This window comes from Ruegeria sp. AG6 (assembly GCF_056541565.1).
Genome location: NZ_JBQFYQ010000016.1, coordinates 1 through 23,081, shown reverse-complemented (window position 1 = coordinate 23,081; position 23,081 = coordinate 1). Strand labels below are relative to the sequence as shown.

Below are 23,081 nucleotides of genomic sequence, written 5' to 3'. Positions count from 1 at the left end.
GTGACATCGCGCCGCCGTTTCCTTGCAGGGCTTGCTGCAACCTCTCTTCCTCCGATCCATGGATGGGCCTCGGTGGGCACGCCGGAGTTTCTGGCCGCAGCGCTGTTTCCGGATGGTTCGTATCGACTGGCCGGGCTGGATGCACAGGGAACCCTTCTGTTTTCCGTGCCCCTGCCCGCGCGCGGGCATGCGGCGGCGGCACATCCGGTAAAAGCACAGGCCGTCGCCTTTGCGCGCCGTCCGGGCACCTTTGCCGTGGTGATTGATTGCGTGACGGGATCACCGATCGCGCGGCTGACGGCGCCGGAAGGCCGGCATTTCTATGGTCACGGTACTTTTTCAGCCGACGGCACGATTTTCTTTGCCACCGAAAACGATTACGAGGCCGGAAAAGGTATCATAGGCGTCTGGAACGCTGAAACCTTTGCGCGCTTGGGCGAATTCCCGTCCGGCGGCGTCGGGCCGCATGACATGCGGTTGATGCCGGGCGGGAAAACGCTTGTGATTGCCAATGGCGGTATCGAAACCCATCCCGAAACCGGGCGCACGAAACTGAACCTGCCGACGATGAAGCCCAACCTGACCTACCTTTCCCTGACGGGCCTGGTTCAGGAACAGGTGTCGCTGTCGCCTGCGCTTCACAAGAACTCGATCCGCCATCTGGCGGTCCGTCGCGACGGGCTGGTGGGCTTTGCGATGCAGTGGCAGGGCAGCAAAGCCGAACATCCGCCCTTGCTGGGCCTGCACCGTCAGGGGGAAAACCCGCACCTTCTGTCTGCGCCGGTGCAGGATCAGAGCACGCTGCAAGGTTATGCGGGCAGCATCGCGTTTTCGGCGGATGGTGCAACCGTTGCCATCACCTGTCCACGCGGCAATGCGTTGCAGCGGTTCGACGTGGCCAGTGGCACATTCAGCGATGCGTTCGAGCTTGAGGATGTCTGCGGGCTTGGTTCCGGCCCAAACGATTTGGTTTTCACCACCGGAACCGGTGTGTTCGGTGCGTTGACCACTGCGCACCCCGAGATCTGGACCCGCGCGAAGTGCCAGTGGGACAATCATCTGGTCCCGATCAGCCCACCGGCATGAAATTCGGATTTTTCCGTCACATAGTTTAGACTTGGAAGAATCAAACAGCTGCCGTATTGCCGGGCGCGAAACTGGCACCCCAACGTTAAGGACCGACTTGATTGAAACAGACGCCCGACGCACCGCATTCGATCTACGGAGTTGAGAAATGGGGCAAAGGCCTCATCGAGGTGACGGAGCAGGGCGAGATCGGTCTGCGCAATCCCTTGGCTCCCGATGTTGGCGCGATCAGCCTGCCAGGTATTCTCAGCGATCTGAACGACCGAGGCATCAAGGCCCCGATGGTTCTGCGCGTCTCTTCCTATCTGGAACACGAGATCGCGCATCTGAACGAAAGCTTCCGCGAAGCCATCGCCCGCGTCGGCTACAGAGGCAGCTATCGCGGTGTGTTCCCGATCAAGGTGAACCAGCAGGCCCAGGTCGTCGACCGGATCGTCGAATTCGGCAAGAAGTACAACTATGGGCTCGAGGCCGGGTCCAAACCCGAACTGGTGATCGCGCTGGCACATCGGCTGGCCAGCGAAGCGCTGATCGTCTGCAACGGCGTCAAGGATGCCGAATTCATCCAGCTGGCCATCCTGTCCCGCAAGATCGGGTTCAACACGGTGATCGTTCTTGAAAGCCCGAAAGAGGCTGACACGGTGATCGAAGTATACAAAGAGCTGGGCATTGAACCCCTGATTGGCGTGCGGGTCAAGCTGACCAACCAGATCAGCGGCAAATGGGAAGAAAGCTCGGGCGACCGGTCCGCCTTTGGTATGAACACCGATCAACTGGTGGCCACGGTGGACAAGCTGCGCGACGCGGGCCTTCTGCATTGCCTGAAGTTGCAGCATTCGCATCTGGGCTCTCAGGTGCAGGACGTCAACGACGTGCGCCGCGCGGTGGGCGAGGCCTGCCGCTATTACACCGAACTGACGCGCGAGGGCGTGCCGCTGACCCATCTGGACCTCGGCGGTGGTATGGGGGTGGACTATACCGGTGAAAAGAAGGCGGCTGAAAACTCGATCAACTACACGGTCGAGGAATACTGCGCTAATGTGGTGGAAACCGTGGCCTATGCCATGGACGAGGCCGAGGTGGACCACCCGACGCTGGTTACCGAAAGCGGCCGCGCGGTGGTGGCGACGTCGTCGATGCTGGTGTTCAACGTGCTGGAAAGCACGCTCTATGATGCGCCCAACGGCCCCGAGGTTGAAGCCGACGATCACCACATGGTTTCAGACCTTGCCGCGGTGCACGGCTATCTCAGCAAAGACCGTCTTCAGGAATGCTGGAACGACGCCACCTTCTATCGCAACGAATTGCGCGCCCTGTTCCGCCGTGGATATGTAGACCTGCGCCAGATGGCCCGGGCCGAACGGATCTACCTGTCGCTGATGGCCCGCCTCAAGGCGCTGGCGGCCAGTGACGATCTGGAAACCGACGTGGACGACCAGCTTGAGAAAGTGGCCGATATCTACCACTGCAACTTTTCTCTGTTTCAGTCCTTGCCGGACGTCTGGGCCATTGACCAGCTGCATCCCATCGTGCCCTTGCAGGGCCTGAACCAGACACCCGACCGCCGGGCAGTCCTGTCCGACATCACCTGCGACAGCGACGGTAAGATCGACCGGTTCATCCTGGCAGACGGTGTTTCACCCAGTCTGCCGGTACATACCCTGCCGGAAGATGATGAATATTTCATGGGCGTCTTTTTCGTCGGCGCCTATCAGGAAACGCTGGGGGATCTGCACAACCTGTTCGGCGACACCAACGTCGTCACCATCGACCTGCGCGCTGACGGAGGGTTCGACCTGCTGCACGAACAAGAGGGCGACACGATCAGTCAGGTGCTGTCCTATGTCGAATTCGACCCCACCGACTGCGTCGCCGCCTTCCGCAAAATGGTGGACGAGGCGATCTCGACCGGTACTCTGAAAGCCAAGGACCGCAAAACCCTGATGAGCGCTTATCGCGACTCGATCAACGGCTACACCTATTACGAATAACCCCCTGTGAGAGGAGATTACCCCCATGGGTTCACTTAGTGGCAAAACACTGGTTGTCGGCGCGGGCGGCGTATCCCACGCCGCCGTGCACAAGATGGCGATGAATTCGGACATCTTCACCGAAATCACACTGGCCAGCCGGACCAAGTCGAAATGCGACGCCATCGCCAAATCGGTGAAAGAGCGCGTGGGCGTTGACATCGCCACCGCCGAGCTTGACGCCTACAAGGTCGAGGACACGGTGAAGCTGATCAAGGAAACCGGTGCCGAGATCCTGGTGAACCTGGCCCTGCCCTATCAGGACCTGGTGTTGATGAACGCCTGCCTCGAGGCCGGGTGCCACTATCTCGACACTGCGAACTACGAGCCCGAGGATGAGGCCAAGTTCGAATATCACTGGCAATGGGCCTATCAGGACAAGTTCAAACAGGCTGGCCTGACCGCCATCCTCGGCTCGGGTTTCGATCCGGGCGTGACATCCGTCTTCGCCAAGTGGCTCAAGAAACACAAGCTGGACACGATCCGCCAGATCGACGTGCTCGACGCCAATGGCGGCAGCAACGACCAAGAATTCGCCACCAACTTCAACCCCGAGATCAACCTGCGCGAAGTGCTGGCCGAAGTGCGCCACTGGGAAGGTGGCGAGTGGAAACACTCCCCCGCCATGACCCATAAGGTCGAGTTCGACTTTCCCGCCATCGGCCCCAAGAATATGTATCTGATGTATCACGAGGAACTGGAGTCGCTCAGCACCCACTTCCCCGAGATCGAACGCGCCCGCTTCTGGATGACATTCGGTGACGCTTACATCACTCACGCCAAAGTTCTGGAAAATGTCGGCATGACCCGCATCGACCCGGTGATGCATGACGGCAAGGAAATCATCCCGATCCAGTTCCTGAAAACCCTGCTGCCCGATCCCGGCGATCTGGGCGCCGAAACCAAGGGCAAGGCCTGCATCGGCGACATCGCCACGGGTCAGGCCAAGGACGGCTCGGGCGAGAAAACCTATTACATCTACAACATCTGCGATCACGAGGAATGCTACCGCGAGGTCGGCAGCCAGGCCGTCAGCTACACCACCGGCGTCCCCGCCATGATCGGCGCGGCACAGGTGCTGAAAGGCAACTGGCGCGAACCGGGCGTGTGGAACATGGAACAGCTCGACCCGGATGACTTCATGGACATGCTCAACACCCACGGCCTTCCCTGGCAGGTCCACGAACTCGACGGCCCCGTCGAGTTCTGAAGCTCAATCGTCCTAAAACAAAGGAAGGAGCGTGTAGAAACAATGTCGTCAGATAAGCAAATGGCTGTTCTGATCGGGTCGATGCTCGGAACCTACGCACTCCTTCTTGTTTTTTCCGAGCGTTATAGGACAGATACGGTCGAAATGTTCCGCTTGGAAAAATCCACCATTCGTGTGGCAGTAGAAAATCCTGTCGCTCTCATCGCCCATCTCCTGTCATTCATTGTGCCACTTTGGATGATGGGCCTCCTCTGAAACTGCCTAGAACTTGAGGGGCCGCGGTTAGAATGAAAGGGATTGGATTCTCATGGCAGACATGATGACCACACAAGCCGGCGATGCCGGTGCCTTTCGCAATTTCGATCTCAGCCGCGTGCCAACCCCATGCTTTGTGGTCGATGAAAAAGCGGTTGAGCGAAACCTGCGCATCCTCGCCGACATCGGCACCCGGTCCGGCGCGCATGTCCTGAGCGCGCTCAAGGCGTTTTCCATGTTCTCACTGGCCCCGCTGGTCCGCCAGCACCTCGGCGGCACCTGTGCGTCCGGCATCTACGAGGCACGGCTCGGCCGCGAAGAATATGGCGGCGAGGTTGCCACCTTCTGCGCCGGATACAAGGACGCGGATATCGACGAAATCCTGTCGCTGTCCGATCACATCATCTTCAACTCTCCGGCGCAAAAAGACCGGTTCCTGACCAAAGCCCAGGCCGCGGGCGTTCAGGTCGGCCTGCGGATCAACCCGGAACATTCCGAAGGTGAGGTGCCGAAATACGATCCCTGCGCGCCCTGCTCACGCCTGGGCACGCCGGTCAGCCAGTTGACTGCCGAGGCTCTGACCGGAGTTGACGGCCTGCACATGCATACACTCTGCGAACAAGGGTTCGAGCCGCTGCAACGCACGTGGGCGGCTGTCGAACCAAAACTCAGGCCATTCATGGGCCAGCTCAAATGGCTGAATTTCGGCGGCGGTCACCACATCACCCGCGACGATTACGACCGTGAGGGTCTGGTGGCTTTCATCAAAACCATACGCGAGGCATATGGCGTCGACGTCTACCTCGAACCCGGTGAGGCCGTCGCCCTGGACGCAGGCATTCTGATCGGAGAAATCCTTGACCTACCCACCAATGGCATGAACCTCGCCATCACCGATATCTCGGCCACCTGCCACATGCCCGACGTGATCGAGGCCCCCTATCGCCCCGCCCTGATGGACGAGGCCGAAACCGGCCACACCTATCGCCTGGGCGGCCCCTCGTGCCTGGCGGGCGACGTGATCGGCGACTACACTTGGGCCGAGCCGCTGCGGATCGGGCAGCGCTTTGCCTTCCTCGATCAGGCGCATTACTCGATGGTCAAGACCAACACGTTCAACGGCGTGCCCCTGCCCACCATCGCCCTGTGGAACAGCGAAACCGATGACCTGAAGATCATCAGGGAATTCGGCTATGACGACTTTAAGGACAGACTTTCATGAGCATTTTCCTCGACAGCGAACTGACCGAGGCCGAACGCAGCGAAGACGCCCGGTTCCGTGTGATCCCGGTGCCGCTGGAGCGCACGGTCTCATACGGGTCTGGCACCGCCAAAGGCCCCGAAGCGATCATCGAGGCCAGCAATGAACTCGAACGCATCACGGGTCACGCGGAACCCTGCGTCGAAGGCATCTTTACCGAAGCCCCACTGGATTGCGCCGGCCCGCTGCCGGACGTCATGGAGCGCCTCGCCCAGCGCACCGAGGCCGCCGTCCGTGCCGGCAAGGTGCCGGTCACGCTGGGCGGTGAACACTCGCTCAGCTATGGCGCGGTCATGGGTGTGACCCGCGCCCTGGGCCAGCCCGTCGGTATCGTGCAGATCGACGCCCATGCCGATCTGCGCAACGCCTATCAGGGCGAAAAACACTCGCATGCCTCGGTGATGCATCTGCTGGCCGAGGAAGGTATCCCACTGGCCCAGTTCGGCGTGCGCGCCTTTTCCACCGAGGAAGCCAAAAGCCGCCTGAGGAACCACGTCTTCCACGTGGATGCCGAAGAGCTGGTGACCGGCAACATCCATGCCGTCGACCTGCCCGAAGACTTCCCCGAACTGGTCTATGTCAGCTTTGACGTTGATGGGCTGGACCCGGCGCAGATGCCCGCGACCGGCACGCCTGTTCCGGGCGGGCTGGGATACTATCAGGCGCTTCGCCTGGTGGAACATGCGTTGAAGGGTCGTAAATGCGTCGGCTTCGACGTGGTCGAACTGGCCCCCGACGGCAATGCCGCCTGGGATTTCACCGCGGCGCAGATCGTCTATCGCCTGATGGCGAGCTGCTGATCAGACAGGCGGGCCGGGCTGGCCCGCCTGATCCGGTTCCTAGCCAGTTTTGCCGTCATCGGCGGTTTCGTTCAGCTCCATATGGCCTTCGCCCCTGTTCAGGACGCGGCGCAACATGGGTTCGAAGAACTCCAGCGGCTTGGTCGGATAATTCGGGTCAAACGCCTTCTGATCATATTCATGGCAGAAATAGCGACAATCTTCCCAATAAGGACTGTCGCGATATTTGTCGCGCGCGTTGCGGTCGCCGCCCAGATGGTGGTTGTAGTAGTACCCCTGAAACACACAATGATGCTTGAGAATCCAATACGTCTTTTCGCTGACGTAAGGCTTCATCATCGCCGCTGACAGCTCTCCGTGATTGTAGGGCGACAGGATATCGCCGGTATCATGGATCAACGCCGCCACCACCAGTTCCTCATCCGCACCGTCCTCGTAAGCACGGGTCGCGGCTTGCAGGCTGTGCTGGTAGCGGTTGACCGGATAGGGCGTCCATTCTTCGTCCAACGAGCGGATGGCATCGAGGATACGGTCTGGCAGGGCCGCATTATACGCCTCTTCATACTCCATCACGGCGTCCCAGTCGGCCTTGGTGGCTGTTTCGAAACTGGTCCAGGTGGGTTTGTGGCTTTTGTCCAGCATGGCTGATCCTTTGGCATGTGTCCTGAGCGAAAGCGTAGTTCGAAACCACCCTTCAAAAAAATGAATTGATTTTATCGCAATGATCAAAAAATACTTTCGACATGCAATTCAAAGCTCTGGAAACTTTTCTCTGCGTGGCCGAAGCCGGTGGCTTTCATGCCGCCGCTCGCAAGTTGAATGTGACGCAGACCGCTGTCAGCGCGCGTATTCGCCTGATCGAGGAGGAAACCGGCAGGGCGCTGTTCACGCGCGGTGCCGGAGGAACGGCGCTGACCGAGTTCGGCCGGCAGTTCAAACCCTATGCGGAACAGATGTTGTCCCTTTGGGGCTTCGCATCGCGCGACCTGCCGGGACAGGCACAGAACCGCCCGGCACTGCGGTTGGGCGGCCAGCTCAGCATCTGGGATCCGTTGCTGGTGGACCTGGCGGTTCGGTTTGAACAGCGCTTTGGCAAATTGCTGTTGACGCTGAACTATGACCACGACCTGAACATGGTCGAAGCGGTGGCAACCCATGTGCTGGACGCGGCGATCACACATGAAAAGCCGGCGGACCGGCGTGTCACATGGTACGCGCTTGAACCCGAGCTATTGTCCCTGGTCCGGACGCCACAGGCTGACGGCACGGACGATGACATGATCTTCGTCAACCTTGAACTGGGCGAGGTCTATCAGGACCATGTCAGATCGGCTGCGCGACGGGCGTCGGGTCAGACAGTGTTTCTTGGCAATTGCATGATGGCGCTGCGATATGTTCTGCACCGAGGCGGAAACGGCTATTTCCCCGATTACGTCATTTCCGAACATCTGGCCTCGGGTGCTCTGGAGCGGGTCGAGGACAGTATCAGCTTGCCGCTGCCCATGTATCTGGTCACCCGCGGTGATCGCGAGGAATTTGACGACATTCACAGCTGTTTGGTGGATCTTCGCGGCTAGAACTCAGGCCGGTGTCGGCATGATCTGGGGATCGCGCTGCCGTTTTCGCACAAGCGGCCGACCAGCAACAAGCAGGAAAAGGCCCGAGATTAGCACCCCTATGATTGCGGGAAGGTACAGCAGAAACCAAAGCTCCGGGTCATCGATCACCACCGGGGAAACAAACCCGCGCACACCTTCAAGCAGCACAAGAATGGTGAAGGCGCCCAATATCTGCGGCCACAATCCAAACCGGGAAAAGCTGCCCAGCATCAGGGTTGAATACCCGGCCAGCGCCACGGCGATGCAAATCGCAATCCACGAGAACCGCTGGTGCAGCTCTTCGATCAGTTTGCCTTGGCTGAACCCTTCCGTGGCTGAAACCTCATCCCGGTTGCGGATCAGTTCGGCGGTTGGAATGGCTTCGAGGCTGCGCCGGGCCATCGGATTTGTATTCGTCAGTTCCGAGATGTCGTAGGACGCGTCCTGGAACAGGGTCGATGACAACACCTTGCCTTCCTTGTTCAGGCGCAATGCAACCCCATCAACCATCACAAGGTGAATGCCAGCATCATTGTTGACCAGATAGGCCGTTACGCTTGAATAGCTGACCGCGTTTTCAGGATCGCGGCGATCAGACACGAAGACTTCATGAAGTGTGCCGTCCAGATCAATCCTGCCTATGTAAACCGTGACACCTTCGGCGGGGTGCAGAAATTCGCCTTCGTTCAGCAGTTGAGCCGTCACATCTCCGGCCACTTCAGCCTGCCGGATTTCCAGCTGTTCAACCGAGGCCGGGCGCAGGAACACGCTGATGATCGCCATCATCACCCCGGTAATCACACCGAACAGCAGCACCGCCCGGGCAAGCCGCCAAGGGCTGGATCCGGTGGCCAGCATAACCGTCAGTTCGCTTTCGCGGCTCAGGCGATTTGTGGCATAGACGGCGGCGGCAAACACCGCCATGGGCATGACCGTGCGGATCAGGGTCGGCAAAGTCAGCGCGGTGAATTCCAGAAAGACCATCGCCGACTGCCCACCGCTGATGACCCTGTCAAACAGGCTGACAGACCGGGTGATCCAGAACACACCGACAAGCACCAGGGTGAAAAAGCCAAACAGAATCAGCAATTGCCGCAGGAAATATCCATCAAAACGCGACATGGGGCCTCGTGCGTGTGTTCGTTTGCAGCGGACACTAGGGCATTAAGCCGGCAGAGGAAACAGGCATTGGACGTCAGGATGCCCCGGTATGCAACCTTGGCGCATTCCCGCATTCTCCCAACGACGCCGATTTGGCCCCGAAGAGGTTAAAGGCCAACCCTTTGTGAAAATGGCAGTTCGTGGCACAATTCAGGAATTGTTCAGAAGGGAGTTTCCGACTTGGCACTATTTTTTTCACGCCGCACCTATAACGCCCCGAAGAAAAAGTTCACGTTTAAGCCGGCGGCAAAGACCAGGTATGTTCACATCACCCAGCAAAGCCCTGGTGGAAAAATTCGTAAGGGTAGTATTATCAAAAAAACCAAATGGCTGGATCTCGTGCGACAGGAGGGCGGGGATTCGGCCGTCCTGATCTATGTTCACGGGTTCAACACCAGCCAGAAGGACATGCTGGACCGGCTGGGGAAAATAGAAACCAATCTCAGGGGCAACGGGTATCAGGGCGCGGTCGTTGCCTTTGACTGGCCCAGCGACGGATCGGTGCACACCTACGACTCGGACCGCTCCGATGCCAAGGCGGTGGCGCCGCATCTGGTGGGGGACGGGATCTTGCCGCTGTTGGGGATGTCGCCACGCCCCAAGGTGCATCTGATCGCGCATTCCATGGGGGCGTTGGTGGTACTGCGCGCTTTCTCGGACTTCGGGGATTCGGCCGGGCCAGGCAACAAGATATGGTCGGCGGATCAGGTCATGTTTGCATCAGCGGACATCGATTCAGAATGGCTGGAAAAGGGCGCATGGGGCGATCTGGTCCTGAAAAAACGGTGCAAGCGATTCACCAATTACTATAGCCGGAAAGACAAGGTGCTGGCCCTGGCCGGCGGGATTGTTCACGGCGGTCGGCGTCGCGCTGGTCGTGTCGGGATGCCGAAGCTGACCTCGAAAGGTCATTGGGATATTTTCTGTGACCACCAATATCAACGAGACGTCCCCAAAGGGCAGCGCAAGATGATGAAGTCGCATCGCTGGTGGTTCGACAGCGGCGGGTTTTATGAGGACCTCGCCCTGACGATCGACGGCCATCCGGCAAAAACGATGCCGACCCGGCACAAGACAAATATCGGGGATCTGGCGCTGCTGGCCTGACTGACCGGTCGCCCAACACCTTTCTATGGTGCAAAGCCCGATTTTGCGGGTTCTGCTCAAGTACCGTCTTTGGACGGATTCTCTGCACGTTCTGATATCGTCACTATGGGTTGCTGACCAGAAACGGAAAGGGCGCGCTCGACCACAAGCGCGCCCCAGTCACAAGGGAGAAACTGAAAACCTGCGTTCTGTGCAGAACCTGAACGCCAACTCTTTGACATTCTCAAACAACCAGACTTTCCAACATCCGTCAGTGACGCTGTTCACACTCTGGGCCGGTATTTTTAGATGGCATATAGGGTTTGGCTGCACTGCGGCTCACAAAGCCTGCATGCGTTCTTATTGCCGGTCCGCCCCGGCCATAGCCGAAAGCCGCGCGCGCTGGAAACGCGCCAGGCACGATTGCCGAATGGTGTTTTAATGCGGATGGCAGGGGCAGCAGGGTTCGAACCCGCGACCTACGGTTTTGGAGACCGTCGCTCTACCAACTGAGCTATACCCCTATGGTGAGCCCCAGATATGACAGCCGCGCGGCGGACTCAAGAGGCTTTTTCGAATTCCACGCCACTATCTGAGCCGACAAACAAGTTGCGCAAAATGTGCAGTGCGCTAAGACAAGGTCCGGTCAGCAAAAGGAACCCCGTGTGAACCTCCGCAAGAAGATCGCAGACAGCGAAGCCGTGCTGAACTGGGTGGCCCGCCGGATCGCCACTTACATTCGATTGGTCAACCGCAACACACGCTGGCAGCGCATCGGATACGAAGAACTGGATCAGCTGGCCGAACAAGGTGAACCGGTCATCGTTGTGCTGTGGCACCAACGGCTGGCGCAGTCGCCCTATTTCTTCCCGCTGGACAAGGGGCGCATCTGTTCGATCACCTCGTCTGCCCGGGCGGGCAGCATGGTGGGCCGGGTACAAAAGCTGTTTGGCATGGACACGATCGCCATGGCCAGCAAGACACGCCACGTTGCCTTGTCACGCCAGGTTCTGGGCAAGATGAAGCAGGGTATCTCTATTGGGATCGCGGCAGACGGACCGCGCGGGCCGGAACGGGTTCTGTCGACGGTTCCGTTGGTATGGGCGCGCACCTCGGGCAAGCGCGTATTCGGTATCACCTTTTCCGCGAAACATGGTCGCGAAGCGGGAACCTGGGATCACCTTCTGATGCCCCGCCCCTGGCGAAATGAAGGCGTGTTTCTGTGCCGGGAATGGACTGAAACAGTGCCCCGCAAGGCCAGCGAAGAGGAAATCGAGACCCTGCGCCTGAGCCTGGAGCAGCACATGAACGACATCACGGCAGAAGCTGACCGGATGGTCGGGCGCGAGCCCTGGTCACCTGACGCCTAACCGCCCCTGAGACGTTGCATCAGATAGACTTCACTGCCTTCGGGAATCGGCTCGGTAAGCCCGGTGGCTATGACGCGCCCGTCGATCGCGATGGAGACCCCTGCATCAATGGGGGCCTGCAACTGTGGGTGGGCACGGACCAAAGCCCGTAATAGCTCTCCGGTGGTTTTGGCCTCGACCTCAACCACTTGCTGGCCCCCGGTCAGTGACCGGAGGCCGGACCAAAGGTGGACCTCAACCATTTTCTTTCAGGGCCGCCAGAATGCGCGGCGGAGACATCGGCAGTTGCTTCATCCGAACACCCGCCGCATTGGACACCGCATTGGCAATGGCGGCCAGGGGCGGCACAATGCCCGTCTCGCCCACGCCGCGCACCCCGAACGGGTGGCCCGGGTTGGGCACTTCGACGATCACCGTGTCAATCATCGGCAGGTCACTGGCAACGGGAATCCGGTAGTCAAGAAAGATCGAGTTCTGCAACCGGCCATCTTCGCCATAGATGTATTCCTCGTTCAGTGCCCAGCCGATGCCCTGTGCGGCGCCACCCTGAAACTGCCCTTCCACATAAGTCGGGTGGATCGCCTTGCCGGCGTCCTGAATGACCGTGTACCGGGTGATCGATGTCTTGCCGGTTTCCGGGTCGACCTCGGCATCGACGATATGGGTGCCAAAGGATACGCCCGCGCCTTCGGGGGTTGCTTCGAAATGGCCCGAAATCGGGCCTCCGGTCGATCCCATATCCGCCGTGATGTCGGCCAAAGGCATCGCGTCGAAATCCCCCGCATTGGGCCCCGAGGGCACCGCGCAGCCGTCTTCCCATTTCACCGCATCGACCGGGATGCCCCACTTGGCCGCCGCACGTTCGCACAGTTTCTCGACCGCGTGTCTTGCTGCCTTGATCGTCGCGAGGCCCGACGCGTAGGTCACGCGCGAACCATGGCTCACGTCGTTGTAACCCAGCGTCGCCGTGTCGGCGATGGTCACGCGGATATTTTCATACGGAATGCCCAGAACCTCGGCCGCCATCAAGGCCATGGATGCGCGCGACCCGCCAATGTCGGGTGTGCCGACCATCAACTGCGCCGAACCATCCTCGGACAGTGCCAATGAGACGCTGGTCTCGCCCCCGTGGTTGAACCAGAAACCGCAGGAAACCCCGCGCCCCTGACCCGGCTTCAGCGGTGCCGCGTAATGGGGATGCGCCTTGGCAGCCTCAAGGGTTTCGACCAGACCGATGCGTTCGTAGGTCGGGCCATAGCTGGCCTTCGTGCCCTCATGCGCGGCATTTTTCAAACGCACATCAATAGGATCGAGGCCCAGCTTGTTGCAGAGCTCATCAAGGACGGATTCAACGGCGAAGGCGCCCATCGGAGCGCCCGGCGCGCGGTACGCGGCCTGTTTCGGACGGTTCGACATCACATCGTAACCGATCTGCTTGACGTTGGTCAGGTTGTAGGGCGCAAAGGCACACATGGCCGTCATATCGCCCGGGGCGCCGGGGAAGGCCCCGCCTTGCAGGCGGAAGACACCCTGCGCCGCCGTGACCGTGCCGTCTTTCTTCATGCCGATCTTCACGTCCATCGACGCCGAAGAGGTCGGCCCGGTGGCACGAAAAACTTCGGACCTGGTCATCACGATCTTGACCGGACGGTTGGCCTTGCGGCTGAGCGCCAGCGCGACGGGTTCGATGAACACCGTGGTCTTGCCGCCAAAACCGCCGCCGATTTCAGACGCCGTGACGCGCAGCTGAGAGGTTTCGATTCCCAGCAGCGCCGCACAGGTCTTTTGCGCGATCCAGTGGCCTTGGGTTGTGCACCACAACTCGCCCTTGCCGTCATTGCCCAGCATGCCCAGGCAGGCATGCGGTTCGATATAGCCCTGATGGGTCGCCTCGGTGACAAAGCTGTCTTCGATAACCAGATCGGCCTCGGCAAAGCCCGCCTCGACGTCACCGTGACCGCTTTCGTGATAACGCACGACGTTCGGGTGCATCCCTTCCGGCACCGAATAATCCGCAGCACCTTCCCGGATCACCGGCGCATCCGGGGCCATCGCTTTGTCCACATCGGTGACGTGCGACAGTACCTCGTATTCGACCTCGATCAGTTTCAGCGCATCACGTGCCGCCAAGGCAGATGTGGCCGCCACCGCAGCTACCGCGTGCCCGTCATAGAGCGCCTTTTCCCCCGCCATGACATTTTCCAGCACATTCCAGAATTCGCCTTCAAGCCCGGGCTTGAACGGGACATCGGCGAAATCGGCGCGGGTCACGACGGCTTTGACGTCCTTCAATGCCTCGGCTTTCGAGGTATCAATCCTGACGATCCGGGCATGGGCATGGGGTGAGCGCAGAATTGCGCCGTGCAACATGCCGGGGGCCGAGATATCCGCACCGAACTTGGCCCGGCCCGTCACCTTGTCCAGACCGTCAGGGCGATCGGGGCGGGTGCCAACGAAGGTGAAGTCAGTTTTGCGATCGTCCAGAGCCATTATGACGCCTCCCGCATCTCAGCCGCCGTGTCCATCACGGCGCGAATGATCTTGTCGTAACCGGTGCAGCGGCATAGGTTGCCCGCCAGCCAATAACGCGTTTCTTCCTCGGTCGGATTGGGGTTCTTCTCCAGCAGCGACTTCGCCGCCACCAGAATGCCCGGGGTGCAGATGCCGCATTGCAGCGCGGCGTATTCGATCATCTTCTTCTGCAACGGGTGCAGGATGTCACCATCCGCAATCCCTTCGACGGTTTCGATCTGCTTGCCTTCGGCCTCGACACCCAGCATCAGGCACGAGCACACCAGACGGCCATCGACGGTGACCGAACACGCGCCGCAATCACCGGTGCCGCAGCCCTCTTTGGCGCCGGTCAGGTTCAGTTTGTCGCGCAGACAGTCCAGCAGGGTTTCGCGCGGGTCGCACAGGTATTCGACTGCGTCCCCGTTCACGGTGGTGGATACGTGGAGCTTGCTCATGCGTTTTCTCCCTTCGCGCGGGCATAGGCGATCTTTGCGGCACGTTTGGCCAGAACGCCGGCGACTTCGGTACGGAATGCGATCGTACCTCGTTTGTCGTCGATCGGATTGCAGGCGGCGGACGCGGCCGCGGCCAGTGCGTCAAGGGCGGCATCGTCCAAAGTGCTGCCGATGATCGCGTTGGCACAGTCTTCAACCAACAGAACGGTCGGTGCCACGGCACCCAGCGACACGCGCGCCTCTGTGATGACTTCACCGTCCAGACGGAGGTTCACACCTACGCCCACCACCGCAATGTCCATTTCGGTACGGGGGATGAACCGCAGATAGGCGTCGCCCCCATTCTTGCCTCGGGCAGGGATGTTGACGGCCGAGATCAACTCGCCCTTCGCCAGCGAGGTCTTGCCGGGCCCGGTCGGGATGTCCTCGACCGCAACGTCACGCGTGCCATCGGGGCCGGTTACGGTGACGGTCACGCCTGCGGCCACCATGGCGGGCACGGAATCAGCCGCAGGTGAGCCATTGCACAGATTGCCCGTCAGCGTCGCGCGGCCCTGAACCTGAGTTGAACCGATCAGGTCCATCGCCTCGACCACACCGGGCCAGTCGCGGCCAAGCTCGGGGTGCTCGCTCATCTCGGCGCCGGTGACGGCCACGCCGATCGTCCAACTGCCGTCGGCATTGCGGGTGATGTCACGCACGCCGTCGATCTTCTTGATGTCGATCAGCGTATCGGGCGTCACCAGTTCCGAGCGCAGTTGCACAAGTACATCCGTACCGCCCGCCAGAAAACGTGTGATGCCCGTCGCGTTCGCGGCCAGAGCCGAAGCTTCGGCAAAGCTGGCAGGGCTGTGATAATCCATGAAGCTACCTCGTACCTGTTGGTCAGGAATATCTGGGTTCGCGGCGACGTTAATTCACCCCTCGTCCGGCGTCCATGGGCCGAGCGATCAAAATTCAACTTCCAAATGTCGCTTTTGGACAGGGTTCAGAGATCGATCTCGATCACCCCATCAGGTTCCGCCGCGCGGCTTTGGCACAGGATCATGGCGCCTTCGCGCTGTTTGCGGGACAAAACGAAATCCCGATGCTCGACCTCGCCCGAAATGACACCGCATTTACAGACGCCGCAGATGCCGTCTGCGCATTTCACATCCACATGAATACCGGCTTCGTTCAGAACTTGCGCCGCGTCCTTGTCTGCGGGCACGGGCAGTGTCCGGCCCGAACGCGCAAGCTTGAGCTCAAACGCGTGGTTTTCATATTCAGGCGTTTCAGGAACCGAGAAATATTCCAGGTGACGCGCCTCTTCGGGAAAGCCCTGCTGCTCGGCCGCCTGAACCACGCCGTCCATGTAACGATCCGGCCCGCAGGTATAGACATGCCATCCATCCCGGTAGCCGGACAGAATTACATTCAGGTCGGCGCGGGTGCCTTCATCCGAGAAATGGTAATGAACGCGATCCGCCCAGGGCATGGCGGCCAGATCATCCAGATACCCCGCCCCGCCCCGTGTGCTGGCCGAATAGTGTAATTCGAACTCGCGGCCCAGCGCATGCAGACGATGGGCAAATGCGATCATCGGGGTGATGCCGATGCCGCCACCCATGAGGAATGTTCTGGTGGCCCTTTCATCCAATTCAAAGTGGTTGATCGGATTGGACACGAAAACCTTTCGGCCCTCGGTGAAGATGCGATGCAACAGCGCGGACCCGCCGCGCCCGTCATCCTCGCGCAGCACTCCGATCTGATATTTCGTACGATCCGACGGGTCGCCGGACATGGAATATTGCCGCAGAAATTCAGGCGCGACCAGAACGTCCAGATGTGCGCCCGCTGTCCATCCCGGCAGGGGCGCACCGTCCAGCGATGCAAATTCGTATTTCGTGACATCCGCCGTCATCTTTTCAACCTTGGTCACGGCGACCCGCATCACGGGCGCATCACCGGCGATCTGATAGCGATGGATGATCGACATGTCCCCGCTTGCCTTGCGGGCCTTGTACTCGTCAGCCGTCACCATGGCCTCATAGGCTGCAATCCCGGCTTCTCGGTCCATTGCAAAGGGATAGGGCCATGGGTGCGGAGCCAGATAAGCGGGATAGACGGCCAGGGTCTGATCCTCATATTTCAGGTCCAGATCCTTTTGCAGATCGCGCCGGTTCAACGGGTGCGTCGTAGGGCGATAGGCGCCGTCGGGCTGCAACTCGATATCCCACCACCATTTCTTGGTGTCGTTCAGCCCGCCATTGCCGACCGCATCGTCCAGCCTGGCCAGCGCGGGCGCGGCGGTGGGGATGTTCATCGCAGCCCAGCGGAACGGGCGTTCAGCGAAGAGGCCTTCGAGGTTCCACGGGCAGGTCTTCATGCAGCGCCCGCACATCGCGCCGCCCGGGGTCGTCACACGGTACGTGGCGCATTTCTGGCTGTCGGATTTCCAGATTTCGTAACCGTTGAACATCAGCTTCGGTCCGGCGGTGATCGCGCCCGAGGGACATTCGCGGGCGCATTTGTTGCAGGATTCGCAAAAGGTTTGCAGGCCGAAATCGATGGGTTTGTCATGCGTCATCGGCATGTCGGTCGTCACCACGCCTGATTTCAGGCGCGGGCCCAGATAGGGGTTCAGGATAACTTCTCCGATCCGGCTGACCTCTCCCAACCCCGAAAGCAGCAAAAGCGGCGGTTGCAGCACCTCGCCATCCATCACCGTATGCGCCTTGGCCTTGTAGCCCAGGTTGCGGATCTGTTGGGCAATCACGCCGCCCAGCAGCGAAAAGCGCAGATAGGCGCGCATGGATTGGGCGACGCTGATCCAGTCGTCACCGCTGGCACCTTCCATCGTTTCATAGCCCTGATCGATGATCATGCTGATGGCCTGATCATGCGGCGGCACGATTTCTTCGCCCGTGGCGTCATGAGAATACCACGCCCATTCCGGGCAGCGGCTGAGGCCCACCGCATCGACCCCAAGGAAATAGGTCGCCGCCTTGATGTTCGCCGCATTGCGCTCGGCATCGGTGGGTCCTGCGACCTCGGCGCTTTCACCATCCTGCAACAGAACGAATGCACCCAGCGCGCGGCGCTGGGCAAAGCTGGGCGCGGCCTTGCGCACGTAGTACCCGCCTTTCGCGGCGTCCTGCAATGACTTGCCCATGTCGCCGAACTGGGCGCGGGCGAACATGTCGGCGCGCTTGGGAACGCGGGCCACATTCTCTTCGTCGATATAGGTTGTCGGAGCCTCGACCCGTTTGAGCTTTTCGAAGGGATGGGCCCCGTCCACATAGCGTCGTTTGGCATATGGGTCACGGTTGAGGGCGTTCTTGGCAAATCCCGTGCCCAGCCACCATGCCGGACCTTGGGTCCGAAACCACGGCTGTTGCGGCATGGGCCTCAGCGGCCGGTCATGCGCGATGGGCATCTCGGTCGTCACGGCAGCAAGGCCAAACCGGGTGCCCAGCCAAGGCGCAACCAGCTGGTCGCCCTCGACCGAGGCCAGACCGGCGGCCATGGCCAGCTTGCCCAGATCAACTTCGGACGACATCATGCTGTGCGCGCGGGCGTCAAAACCCAGCAGTCGGATATAGTTGGCGATGACCACCGCATTCTCGGTTGCCAGCAGGCAGGCACGATGATCCTGCGCGTCGATGATCCAGTCCGCACCGGGTTCGGAAGGGTCAGGGTCGCGGTTGTGTTCGTAAAGAAAGACGATGGCGTGACGGTGGTCGTCAATCGGCTTGGGCGCGGCCTCCATACTGTCTTTCAGATCGGCCATGATGAGATCGATCCCAGAGGCCAGCGTTTTGGTCTGGCGCGTGCGCAATGCGTGGGCAAGCCGGTCGATATCGGGGTTGCGGCGTGGTTCCTCCAGCAGTGCATCCGACGGCAACGGCCCACAGCCCATCATCGATGCGTCGTTGAAATACCCAAATGCCTTCAGATGGTTGGCGCGCTCCTGCGGATCTGAGGGGATCTCGGATGCAATCGGGTTCACCAACCCGTCGCGGATCGCGTCCAGCATCGCCTGAAACTCGCCCATGGCGTTGACGATGCTGTAGGGCCGTTCCGGCCGGAGGAAACTCAGTTCGCCCATGGCGGGCACGCGCGACAAATCCGGCATGGTATCTTGTCGGGTCAAACGCTCCAACGGGTATCGCCCCATGTGAACGGGCCGGTTCTTGTCCGAGAAAAAGCGGATTCCCATTATGCGCCTCCTGTTGCCATCCATCCCCTACCCCGTCATGGACAGCGAAACCATTCATGCATAATCATAAGCGGTATGAAGAAAATCGATTTCACTGATCTCGACGGCAAGGTTCTGCGCACCTTTCTGACCATTCTCGAGGAAAGCTCGGTTTCGAAAGCTGCGGATCGGCTGGGCGTCACGCAATCGGCCATCAGCCACACGCTGGCCAAGCTCCGGCTGGTGCTGGGCGACCCGCTGTTTGTTCGGTCCGGTCAGGGCCTGACCCCGACCGAGCGCGCCTTGTCCCTGAAGGAGCCCGCACAAAAGGTGCTGGACGGAATGCGGGCGCTGACCGAAGGGCGGCCGTTCGATCCGCAGTCTGAACAGATCAGGATCCGCATCGCCACCAATGACATGCCGCGCGAGTTGATCTTTCCGCAGCTGTTACGAGAAACACGTGCCGAAGGCGCGGGTCTGCGGCTGGAATTCATTCCTTCAGGCGTGCCCGACCCCGAGCTGCTGCGCAGTGACAGATGCCAGTTGATGCTGACCCCGTTGCCGCCGGACGGGCCGGATATCTTTCAAAAACGCCTGATGACCAGCCCGCTGATGCTGTTCTATGACGCCACACAGCGCACGCCGCCGGACAGTTGGGACGCCTATTGCAACTGCGATCATGTCGAGGTTCGCTTTGCCGATGGCCGCAATGCCCGCGCCGTCATGCGTGGCGTCGATCAAAGCCAGATCAGGCCAGCAGTGGTGACCTTGCCGCATTTCAACGCCATCCCGGCCTTCATACTGGGCAGCGACCTGATCTCGACCGACACGGCGCTGATGAAACAGGGCCCGCTGGCCATGCTGGATTGCGCGCCACTGCCGTTCGAATGCGCCCCGGTGTCGATCTACATGGTCTGGCACCAAAGGTCGGCCAATGATCCGGCACATCGCTGGTTGCGGGCCCGGATCGAGGCGATCGCCGCGTCTCTTCAGACCTGAGACAACAGCCAGTCGCGCATGATCCTGACCAGTTGCGGCTGGCGCGGCTTGCGGGGCGCAACCACGTAAAACCCCAGATCTGCAACCAGGACATCCGCAAGCGGCTGAACAAGACGGCCCGAGGCCACCTCGGGCGCGACAAGAGGCGCATTGGCCAGTGCTATCCCCTGCCCCGAAACTGCGGCATCGATCGCAAGGCTGGTCTGGCTGAAGCTCATCATTCTGGGTTTTCCGCTTACCCCCACCCGTTCAAGGAACAAGGGCCACAATCCGTGGGTGTCGTTCAGCAGCACTTGCGTCAGCAGATCAGAAGAGGTGCTGATTCCGCCCGCAACAGAAGGGCTGCATACCGGGATGAATTCGGTCGAGAACAAAGGCACCGCCTCCAGTTCCGCCGCAAACGGCGCCCGACCCTGCCTGACTGCAAGATCGACGCCATCCGAACTGAAATCCGCCAGACGCTCGCGCGCATCCACCTGAACCGAGACGTCCGGATACAGGTCCGTGAAGCCCGACAAACGCGGCACCAACCATTTCGAGGCAAAGCTGGGCGTGACCGACAATGTGATCCGCCGGTCCGGAGACAAGTCGGCCACAGCCTCTTCGATCAACCTGAAAGCACGTCGCAGGGGCGCGTGAAACCGCCGCCCGGCATCCGTCAGGCGCAACCCGCGCGGCAGGCGGTCGAACAGAACCTCGTTCAATCGCGCCTCAAGCCCGCGCACCTGCTGCGCCACGGCGCCCTGCGTCACGCCCAGCTCTTCGGCGGCCAGTCGAAAGTTCAAGTGACGGGCAGAAGCCTCGAAAGCGCGCAAGGCGTTAAGGGGTGGAAGGGCGGTCATGCTGTTATCCTGTAGATTTTCTACAGAATAGAGGCAGCAGAACTGATTGGTCAAACCACTGTCCGACAGCCATCTTGGGATCAACTGAAAACGGAGATGTCAGATGGAAAAGGTAGCACTTATCACAGCGGGCGGCAGCGGCATGGGGGCGGATTCCGCCCGGAGGCTGGCGGCGGACGGGTTCAAGGTCGGCATTTTGTCCTCCTCGGGCAAAGGGGAAGCTTTGGCAAAAGAGCTGGGCGGTGTCGGTATTACCGGCTCGAACCAGTCCACCGAGGATTTGCAGAAACTTGTCGATGCCGCCATGGCCCATTGGGGGCGTGTTGACGTTCTGGTCAATTCTGCCGGTCACGGTCCCCGTGCCCCGATCCTTGAATTGACGGATGAGGATTGGCACACCGGCATGGATGTCTATTTCCTGAACGCGGTGCGCCCAACCCGGCTTGTGACCCCGATCATGCAGGCGCAGGGAGGAGGCTCGATCATCAACATCTCGACCTTTGCCGCCTTCGAGCCGGATCCGGTTTTCCCGACGTCGGGCGTGTTCCGCGCCGGGTTGGCCGCCTTCACCAAGCTGTACTCGGACAAATATGCCGCCGAGAATATCCGCATGAACAACATTCTTCCGGGCTTCATTGACAGCCTGCCCGAGAAAGAAGAATTCCGCAGCCGCATTCCGATGGGTCGTTATGGGCGCAGCTACGACGAGATCGCCTCGGTCGTCGCTCTGCTCGCCTCGGAGGGCGGCGGTTACATCACCGGACAGAATATCCGGGTGGACGGCGGTATCACCCGGTCTGTCTGAACTTAGAACCGCGCTTTTACAAGATGCGTCAGCGCCGCGCCGGATTCAAAAAATGCGCGGCGCACGCGCGTCCAGTTTTCGCGGTGTTCCGACACGGCGGGAACCGGCAGAAGCGAGGGATCATCGGCCAGAAGGCTTTCGGCCATCATGCGGCCGAACACCGTGCCCGGGCCGATGCCGCGACCGGAATACCCGTGTGCGGCCAAAGCTTTGGGGCCGATCTGCGTGATCTTTGGAATATGATCCGATGTCATTGCGATCCGCCCGTGCCACCCGTGTTCCAACGACTGGTTGGCCAATTGCGGATAGAGCTCGGCCAGCTTGCGCCGGACCCAACCGGAATGTACAACCCGGCCGGCGTGTCCCAGATCCCCCATGCCGCCAATGATCATCCGCCCCGCCTGATCCAGCCGGAATGACGTCATGATCAGCCCGGTATCCCAGCACCCATCTTTCCGTGGCAGGATACTGGCGCGCAAATTGTCCGTCAGCGGGGCCGTGGCGTACTGGAAATAATAGACCGGCACATAGGCAGGCGCGGTATCCGGCAGCGCAAGATGATAGGCATTCGTCGCCTGAATGACCGATCTTGCCCGAACCGTCCCGCCCGGTGTCACCAGAACCCAGTGCCCGCCCTCATATGTCATGGTCTGCACGGGGCTTTGCGTATGTATCCGCGCCCCGGCCTGTGACGCCGCGCGTGCCAAACCCACCGCATAGGCCAAAGGTTGAATGGTTCCTGCCCGTGGATCGAACAAGGCACCGTGAAAGGCCTGGCTGCCGGTGCGTTCACCGGCCTGGTCCGCCGACAACAGCACAACCGGCGCTCCGGCTTCGCTCAACTGCGCATGACGCGTATGCAGGTCCTTCAAACCCGACGCGGAATGAGCGCAATGCAGGGTTCCGCTGCGCACGGGCTCACACGCAATGCCATATTCATCGATCAAGGCAAACACATCCGCCGGCGCCTTGGCCAGCAAGTCGATCAAACGGTTCCCCGGTTCAATACCGATATGCGCCCGGATGTCATCCGGCGGCAGCCACAGCCCCGCATTGACCAGACCGACATTGCGCCCCGAACCGCCAAACCCGATTTCCTGCGCCTCGAGCAGGCAGACCGACGCGCCGGCGCGGGCAGCGGTCAAAGCCGCTGAACAGCCGGTGTAGCCACCTCCGATGACAGCCAGATCAACCGCTGCGTCAGCGGTCAGGGGCGGTGCGGGGACTGTCTCGGTGCAGGTGGTCTGCCAAAGTGATTGTTCGGGATCGTTCACGTCGGGCCTCTGAGTCTTGTCGGCGGATCATCATACCGACACCCCCCCTTTGCAAGCGGCCTTTTGACCCGTGCTGCGACAACGAAACAGCAATCAATCACCACGGCAAAGGTGCCCGGACGGCGCGCAAAGGCGACGGCCTGTGCTTTTACCGG

General features: G+C 60.4%; 20 protein-coding genes and 1 tRNA gene. 11 read left to right on the top strand and 10 right to left on the bottom strand.

Translation table 11 applies throughout. The annotated features are described in order from the left end of the window. The 6 genes from ACR0I0_RS19690 (at position 1) to speB (ending at position 6,642) form a co-directional block, all read left to right on the top strand. A complete protein-coding gene (locus tag ACR0I0_RS19690; RefSeq protein ID WP_480492571.1) occupies positions 1 to 1,086 on the top strand; it encodes a DUF1513 domain-containing protein in 1,086 nt (361 codons plus the stop codon). 101 nt (positions 1,087 to 1,187) lie between these two features. After that, positions 1,188 to 3,077 (top strand): biosynthetic arginine decarboxylase, encoded by a 1,890-nt coding sequence (speA, locus tag ACR0I0_RS19685; protein WP_171722800.1) that lies wholly within the window; start codon positions 1,188 to 1,190, stop codon positions 3,075 to 3,077. A 25-nt stretch (positions 3,078 to 3,102) separates the two neighbouring features. Continuing rightward, positions 3,103 to 4,326 (top strand): saccharopine dehydrogenase family protein, encoded by a 1,224-nt coding sequence (locus tag ACR0I0_RS19680; RefSeq protein WP_480492570.1) that lies wholly within the window; start codon positions 3,103 to 3,105, stop codon positions 4,324 to 4,326. A 60-nt stretch (positions 4,327 to 4,386) separates the two neighbouring features. Further along, positions 4,387 to 4,581 (top strand): hypothetical protein, encoded by a 195-nt coding sequence (locus ACR0I0_RS19675; protein ID WP_480492569.1) that lies wholly within the window; start codon positions 4,387 to 4,389, stop codon positions 4,579 to 4,581. A gap of 52 nt (positions 4,582 to 4,633) precedes the next feature. Continuing rightward, positions 4,634 to 5,803, top strand: a complete 1,170-nt coding sequence (gene nspC / locus ACR0I0_RS19670; RefSeq protein WP_480492568.1) for a carboxynorspermidine decarboxylase — start codon at positions 4,634 to 4,636, stop codon at positions 5,801 to 5,803. Further along, entirely contained in the window at positions 5,800 to 6,642 is an 843-nt protein-coding gene (gene speB, locus ACR0I0_RS19665; protein WP_480492567.1) for an agmatinase, read from the top strand. The genes nspC and speB overlap by 4 nt, the downstream gene beginning before the upstream one ends. Before the next feature lie 39 nt (positions 6,643 to 6,681). On the opposite strand, the gene ACR0I0_RS19660 is transcribed toward speB, so the two are convergent. Next, positions 6,682 to 7,284, bottom strand: a complete 603-nt coding sequence (locus ACR0I0_RS19660) for an HD domain-containing protein (RefSeq protein ID WP_152458899.1) — start codon at positions 7,282 to 7,284, stop codon at positions 6,682 to 6,684. Between the two features lie 101 nt (positions 7,285 to 7,385). Here ACR0I0_RS19660 and ACR0I0_RS19655 point away from each other — a divergent pair, with 101 nt between their 5' ends. Continuing rightward, positions 7,386 to 8,219: a LysR family transcriptional regulator gene (locus ACR0I0_RS19655; protein ID WP_171722796.1), complete on the top strand. Its 834-nt coding sequence runs from the start codon at positions 7,386 to 7,388 to the stop codon at positions 8,217 to 8,219. 3 nt (positions 8,220 to 8,222) lie between these two features. Here the strand turns inward: ACR0I0_RS19655 and lptF are convergent, their stop codons facing one another. Then, positions 8,223 to 9,362 carry an LPS export ABC transporter permease LptF gene (lptF, locus tag ACR0I0_RS19650; RefSeq protein WP_480492566.1) on the bottom strand — a complete coding sequence of 380 codons (1,140 nt, stop codon included), beginning with the start codon at positions 9,360 to 9,362 and terminating at the stop codon, positions 8,223 to 8,225. Positions 9,363 to 9,740: 378 nt separating this feature from the next. On the opposite strand from lptF, the gene ACR0I0_RS19645 reads away from it, so the two are divergent. Further along, positions 9,741 to 10,508, top strand: coding sequence for an alpha/beta fold hydrolase (locus ACR0I0_RS19645; protein WP_171634209.1), 768 nt, complete (start codon positions 9,741 to 9,743; stop codon positions 10,506 to 10,508). A 427-nt stretch (positions 10,509 to 10,935) separates the two neighbouring features. Here ACR0I0_RS19645 and ACR0I0_RS19640 read toward each other — a convergent pair. Continuing rightward, positions 10,936 to 11,011 (bottom strand) — tRNA-Trp (locus tag ACR0I0_RS19640). A 141-nt stretch (positions 11,012 to 11,152) separates the two neighbouring features. Here ACR0I0_RS19640 and ACR0I0_RS19635 point away from each other — a divergent pair. Next, entirely contained in the window at positions 11,153 to 11,857 is a 705-nt protein-coding gene (locus ACR0I0_RS19635) for a lysophospholipid acyltransferase family protein (protein WP_171634212.1), read from the top strand. Here the strand turns inward: ACR0I0_RS19635 and ACR0I0_RS19630 are convergent. The 5 genes from ACR0I0_RS19630 to ACR0I0_RS19610 form a co-directional block, all read right to left on the bottom strand. Then, a complete protein-coding gene (locus tag ACR0I0_RS19630; protein WP_152458904.1) occupies positions 11,854 to 12,099 on the bottom strand; it encodes a MoaD/ThiS family protein in 246 nt (81 codons plus the stop codon). The genes ACR0I0_RS19635 and ACR0I0_RS19630 overlap by 4 nt on opposite strands. Next, entirely contained in the window at positions 12,092 to 14,347 is a 2,256-nt protein-coding gene (locus ACR0I0_RS19625) for a xanthine dehydrogenase family protein molybdopterin-binding subunit (RefSeq protein WP_480492565.1), read from the bottom strand. Before ACR0I0_RS19625 ends, ACR0I0_RS19630 begins: the two co-directional genes overlap by 8 nt. Further along, positions 14,347 to 14,826, bottom strand: a complete 480-nt coding sequence (locus ACR0I0_RS19620) for a (2Fe-2S)-binding protein (protein WP_152458906.1) — start codon at positions 14,824 to 14,826, stop codon at positions 14,347 to 14,349. Before ACR0I0_RS19620 ends, ACR0I0_RS19625 begins: the two co-directional genes overlap by 1 nt. Next, positions 14,823 to 15,689 (bottom strand): FAD binding domain-containing protein, encoded by an 867-nt coding sequence (locus ACR0I0_RS19615; protein WP_171634219.1) that lies wholly within the window; start codon positions 15,687 to 15,689, stop codon positions 14,823 to 14,825. Before ACR0I0_RS19615 ends, ACR0I0_RS19620 begins: the two co-directional genes overlap by 4 nt. Positions 15,690 to 15,814: 125 nt before the next feature. Beyond that, complete coding sequence (locus ACR0I0_RS19610) at positions 15,815 to 19,027, bottom strand: reductive dehalogenase (RefSeq protein WP_480492564.1); 3,213 nt, start codon at positions 19,025 to 19,027, stop codon at positions 15,815 to 15,817. Between the two features lie 75 nt (positions 19,028 to 19,102). Here ACR0I0_RS19610 and ACR0I0_RS19605 point away from each other — a divergent pair, with 75 nt between their 5' ends. Next, positions 19,103 to 20,005: a LysR family transcriptional regulator gene (locus tag ACR0I0_RS19605; RefSeq protein ID WP_209832332.1), complete on the top strand. Its 903-nt coding sequence runs from the start codon at positions 19,103 to 19,105 to the stop codon at positions 20,003 to 20,005. Here the strand turns inward: ACR0I0_RS19605 and ACR0I0_RS19600 are convergent. Beyond that, positions 19,996 to 20,847, bottom strand: a complete 852-nt coding sequence (locus tag ACR0I0_RS19600; RefSeq protein WP_171634228.1) for a LysR substrate-binding domain-containing protein — start codon at positions 20,845 to 20,847, stop codon at positions 19,996 to 19,998. The two genes, ACR0I0_RS19605 and ACR0I0_RS19600, sit on opposite strands and share 10 nt — an antisense overlap. A gap of 103 nt (positions 20,848 to 20,950) precedes the next feature. Here ACR0I0_RS19600 and ACR0I0_RS19595 point away from each other — a divergent pair, with 103 nt between their 5' ends. Next, complete coding sequence (locus ACR0I0_RS19595) at positions 20,951 to 21,652, top strand: SDR family oxidoreductase (RefSeq protein ID WP_171634230.1); 702 nt, start codon at positions 20,951 to 20,953, stop codon at positions 21,650 to 21,652. A 2-nt stretch (positions 21,653 to 21,654) separates the two neighbouring features. On the opposite strand, the gene ACR0I0_RS19590 is transcribed toward ACR0I0_RS19595, so the two are convergent. Further along, complete coding sequence (locus ACR0I0_RS19590) at positions 21,655 to 22,926, bottom strand: NAD(P)/FAD-dependent oxidoreductase (protein WP_480492563.1); 1,272 nt, start codon at positions 22,924 to 22,926, stop codon at positions 21,655 to 21,657. Positions 22,927 to 23,081 lie beyond the last annotated feature (155 nt).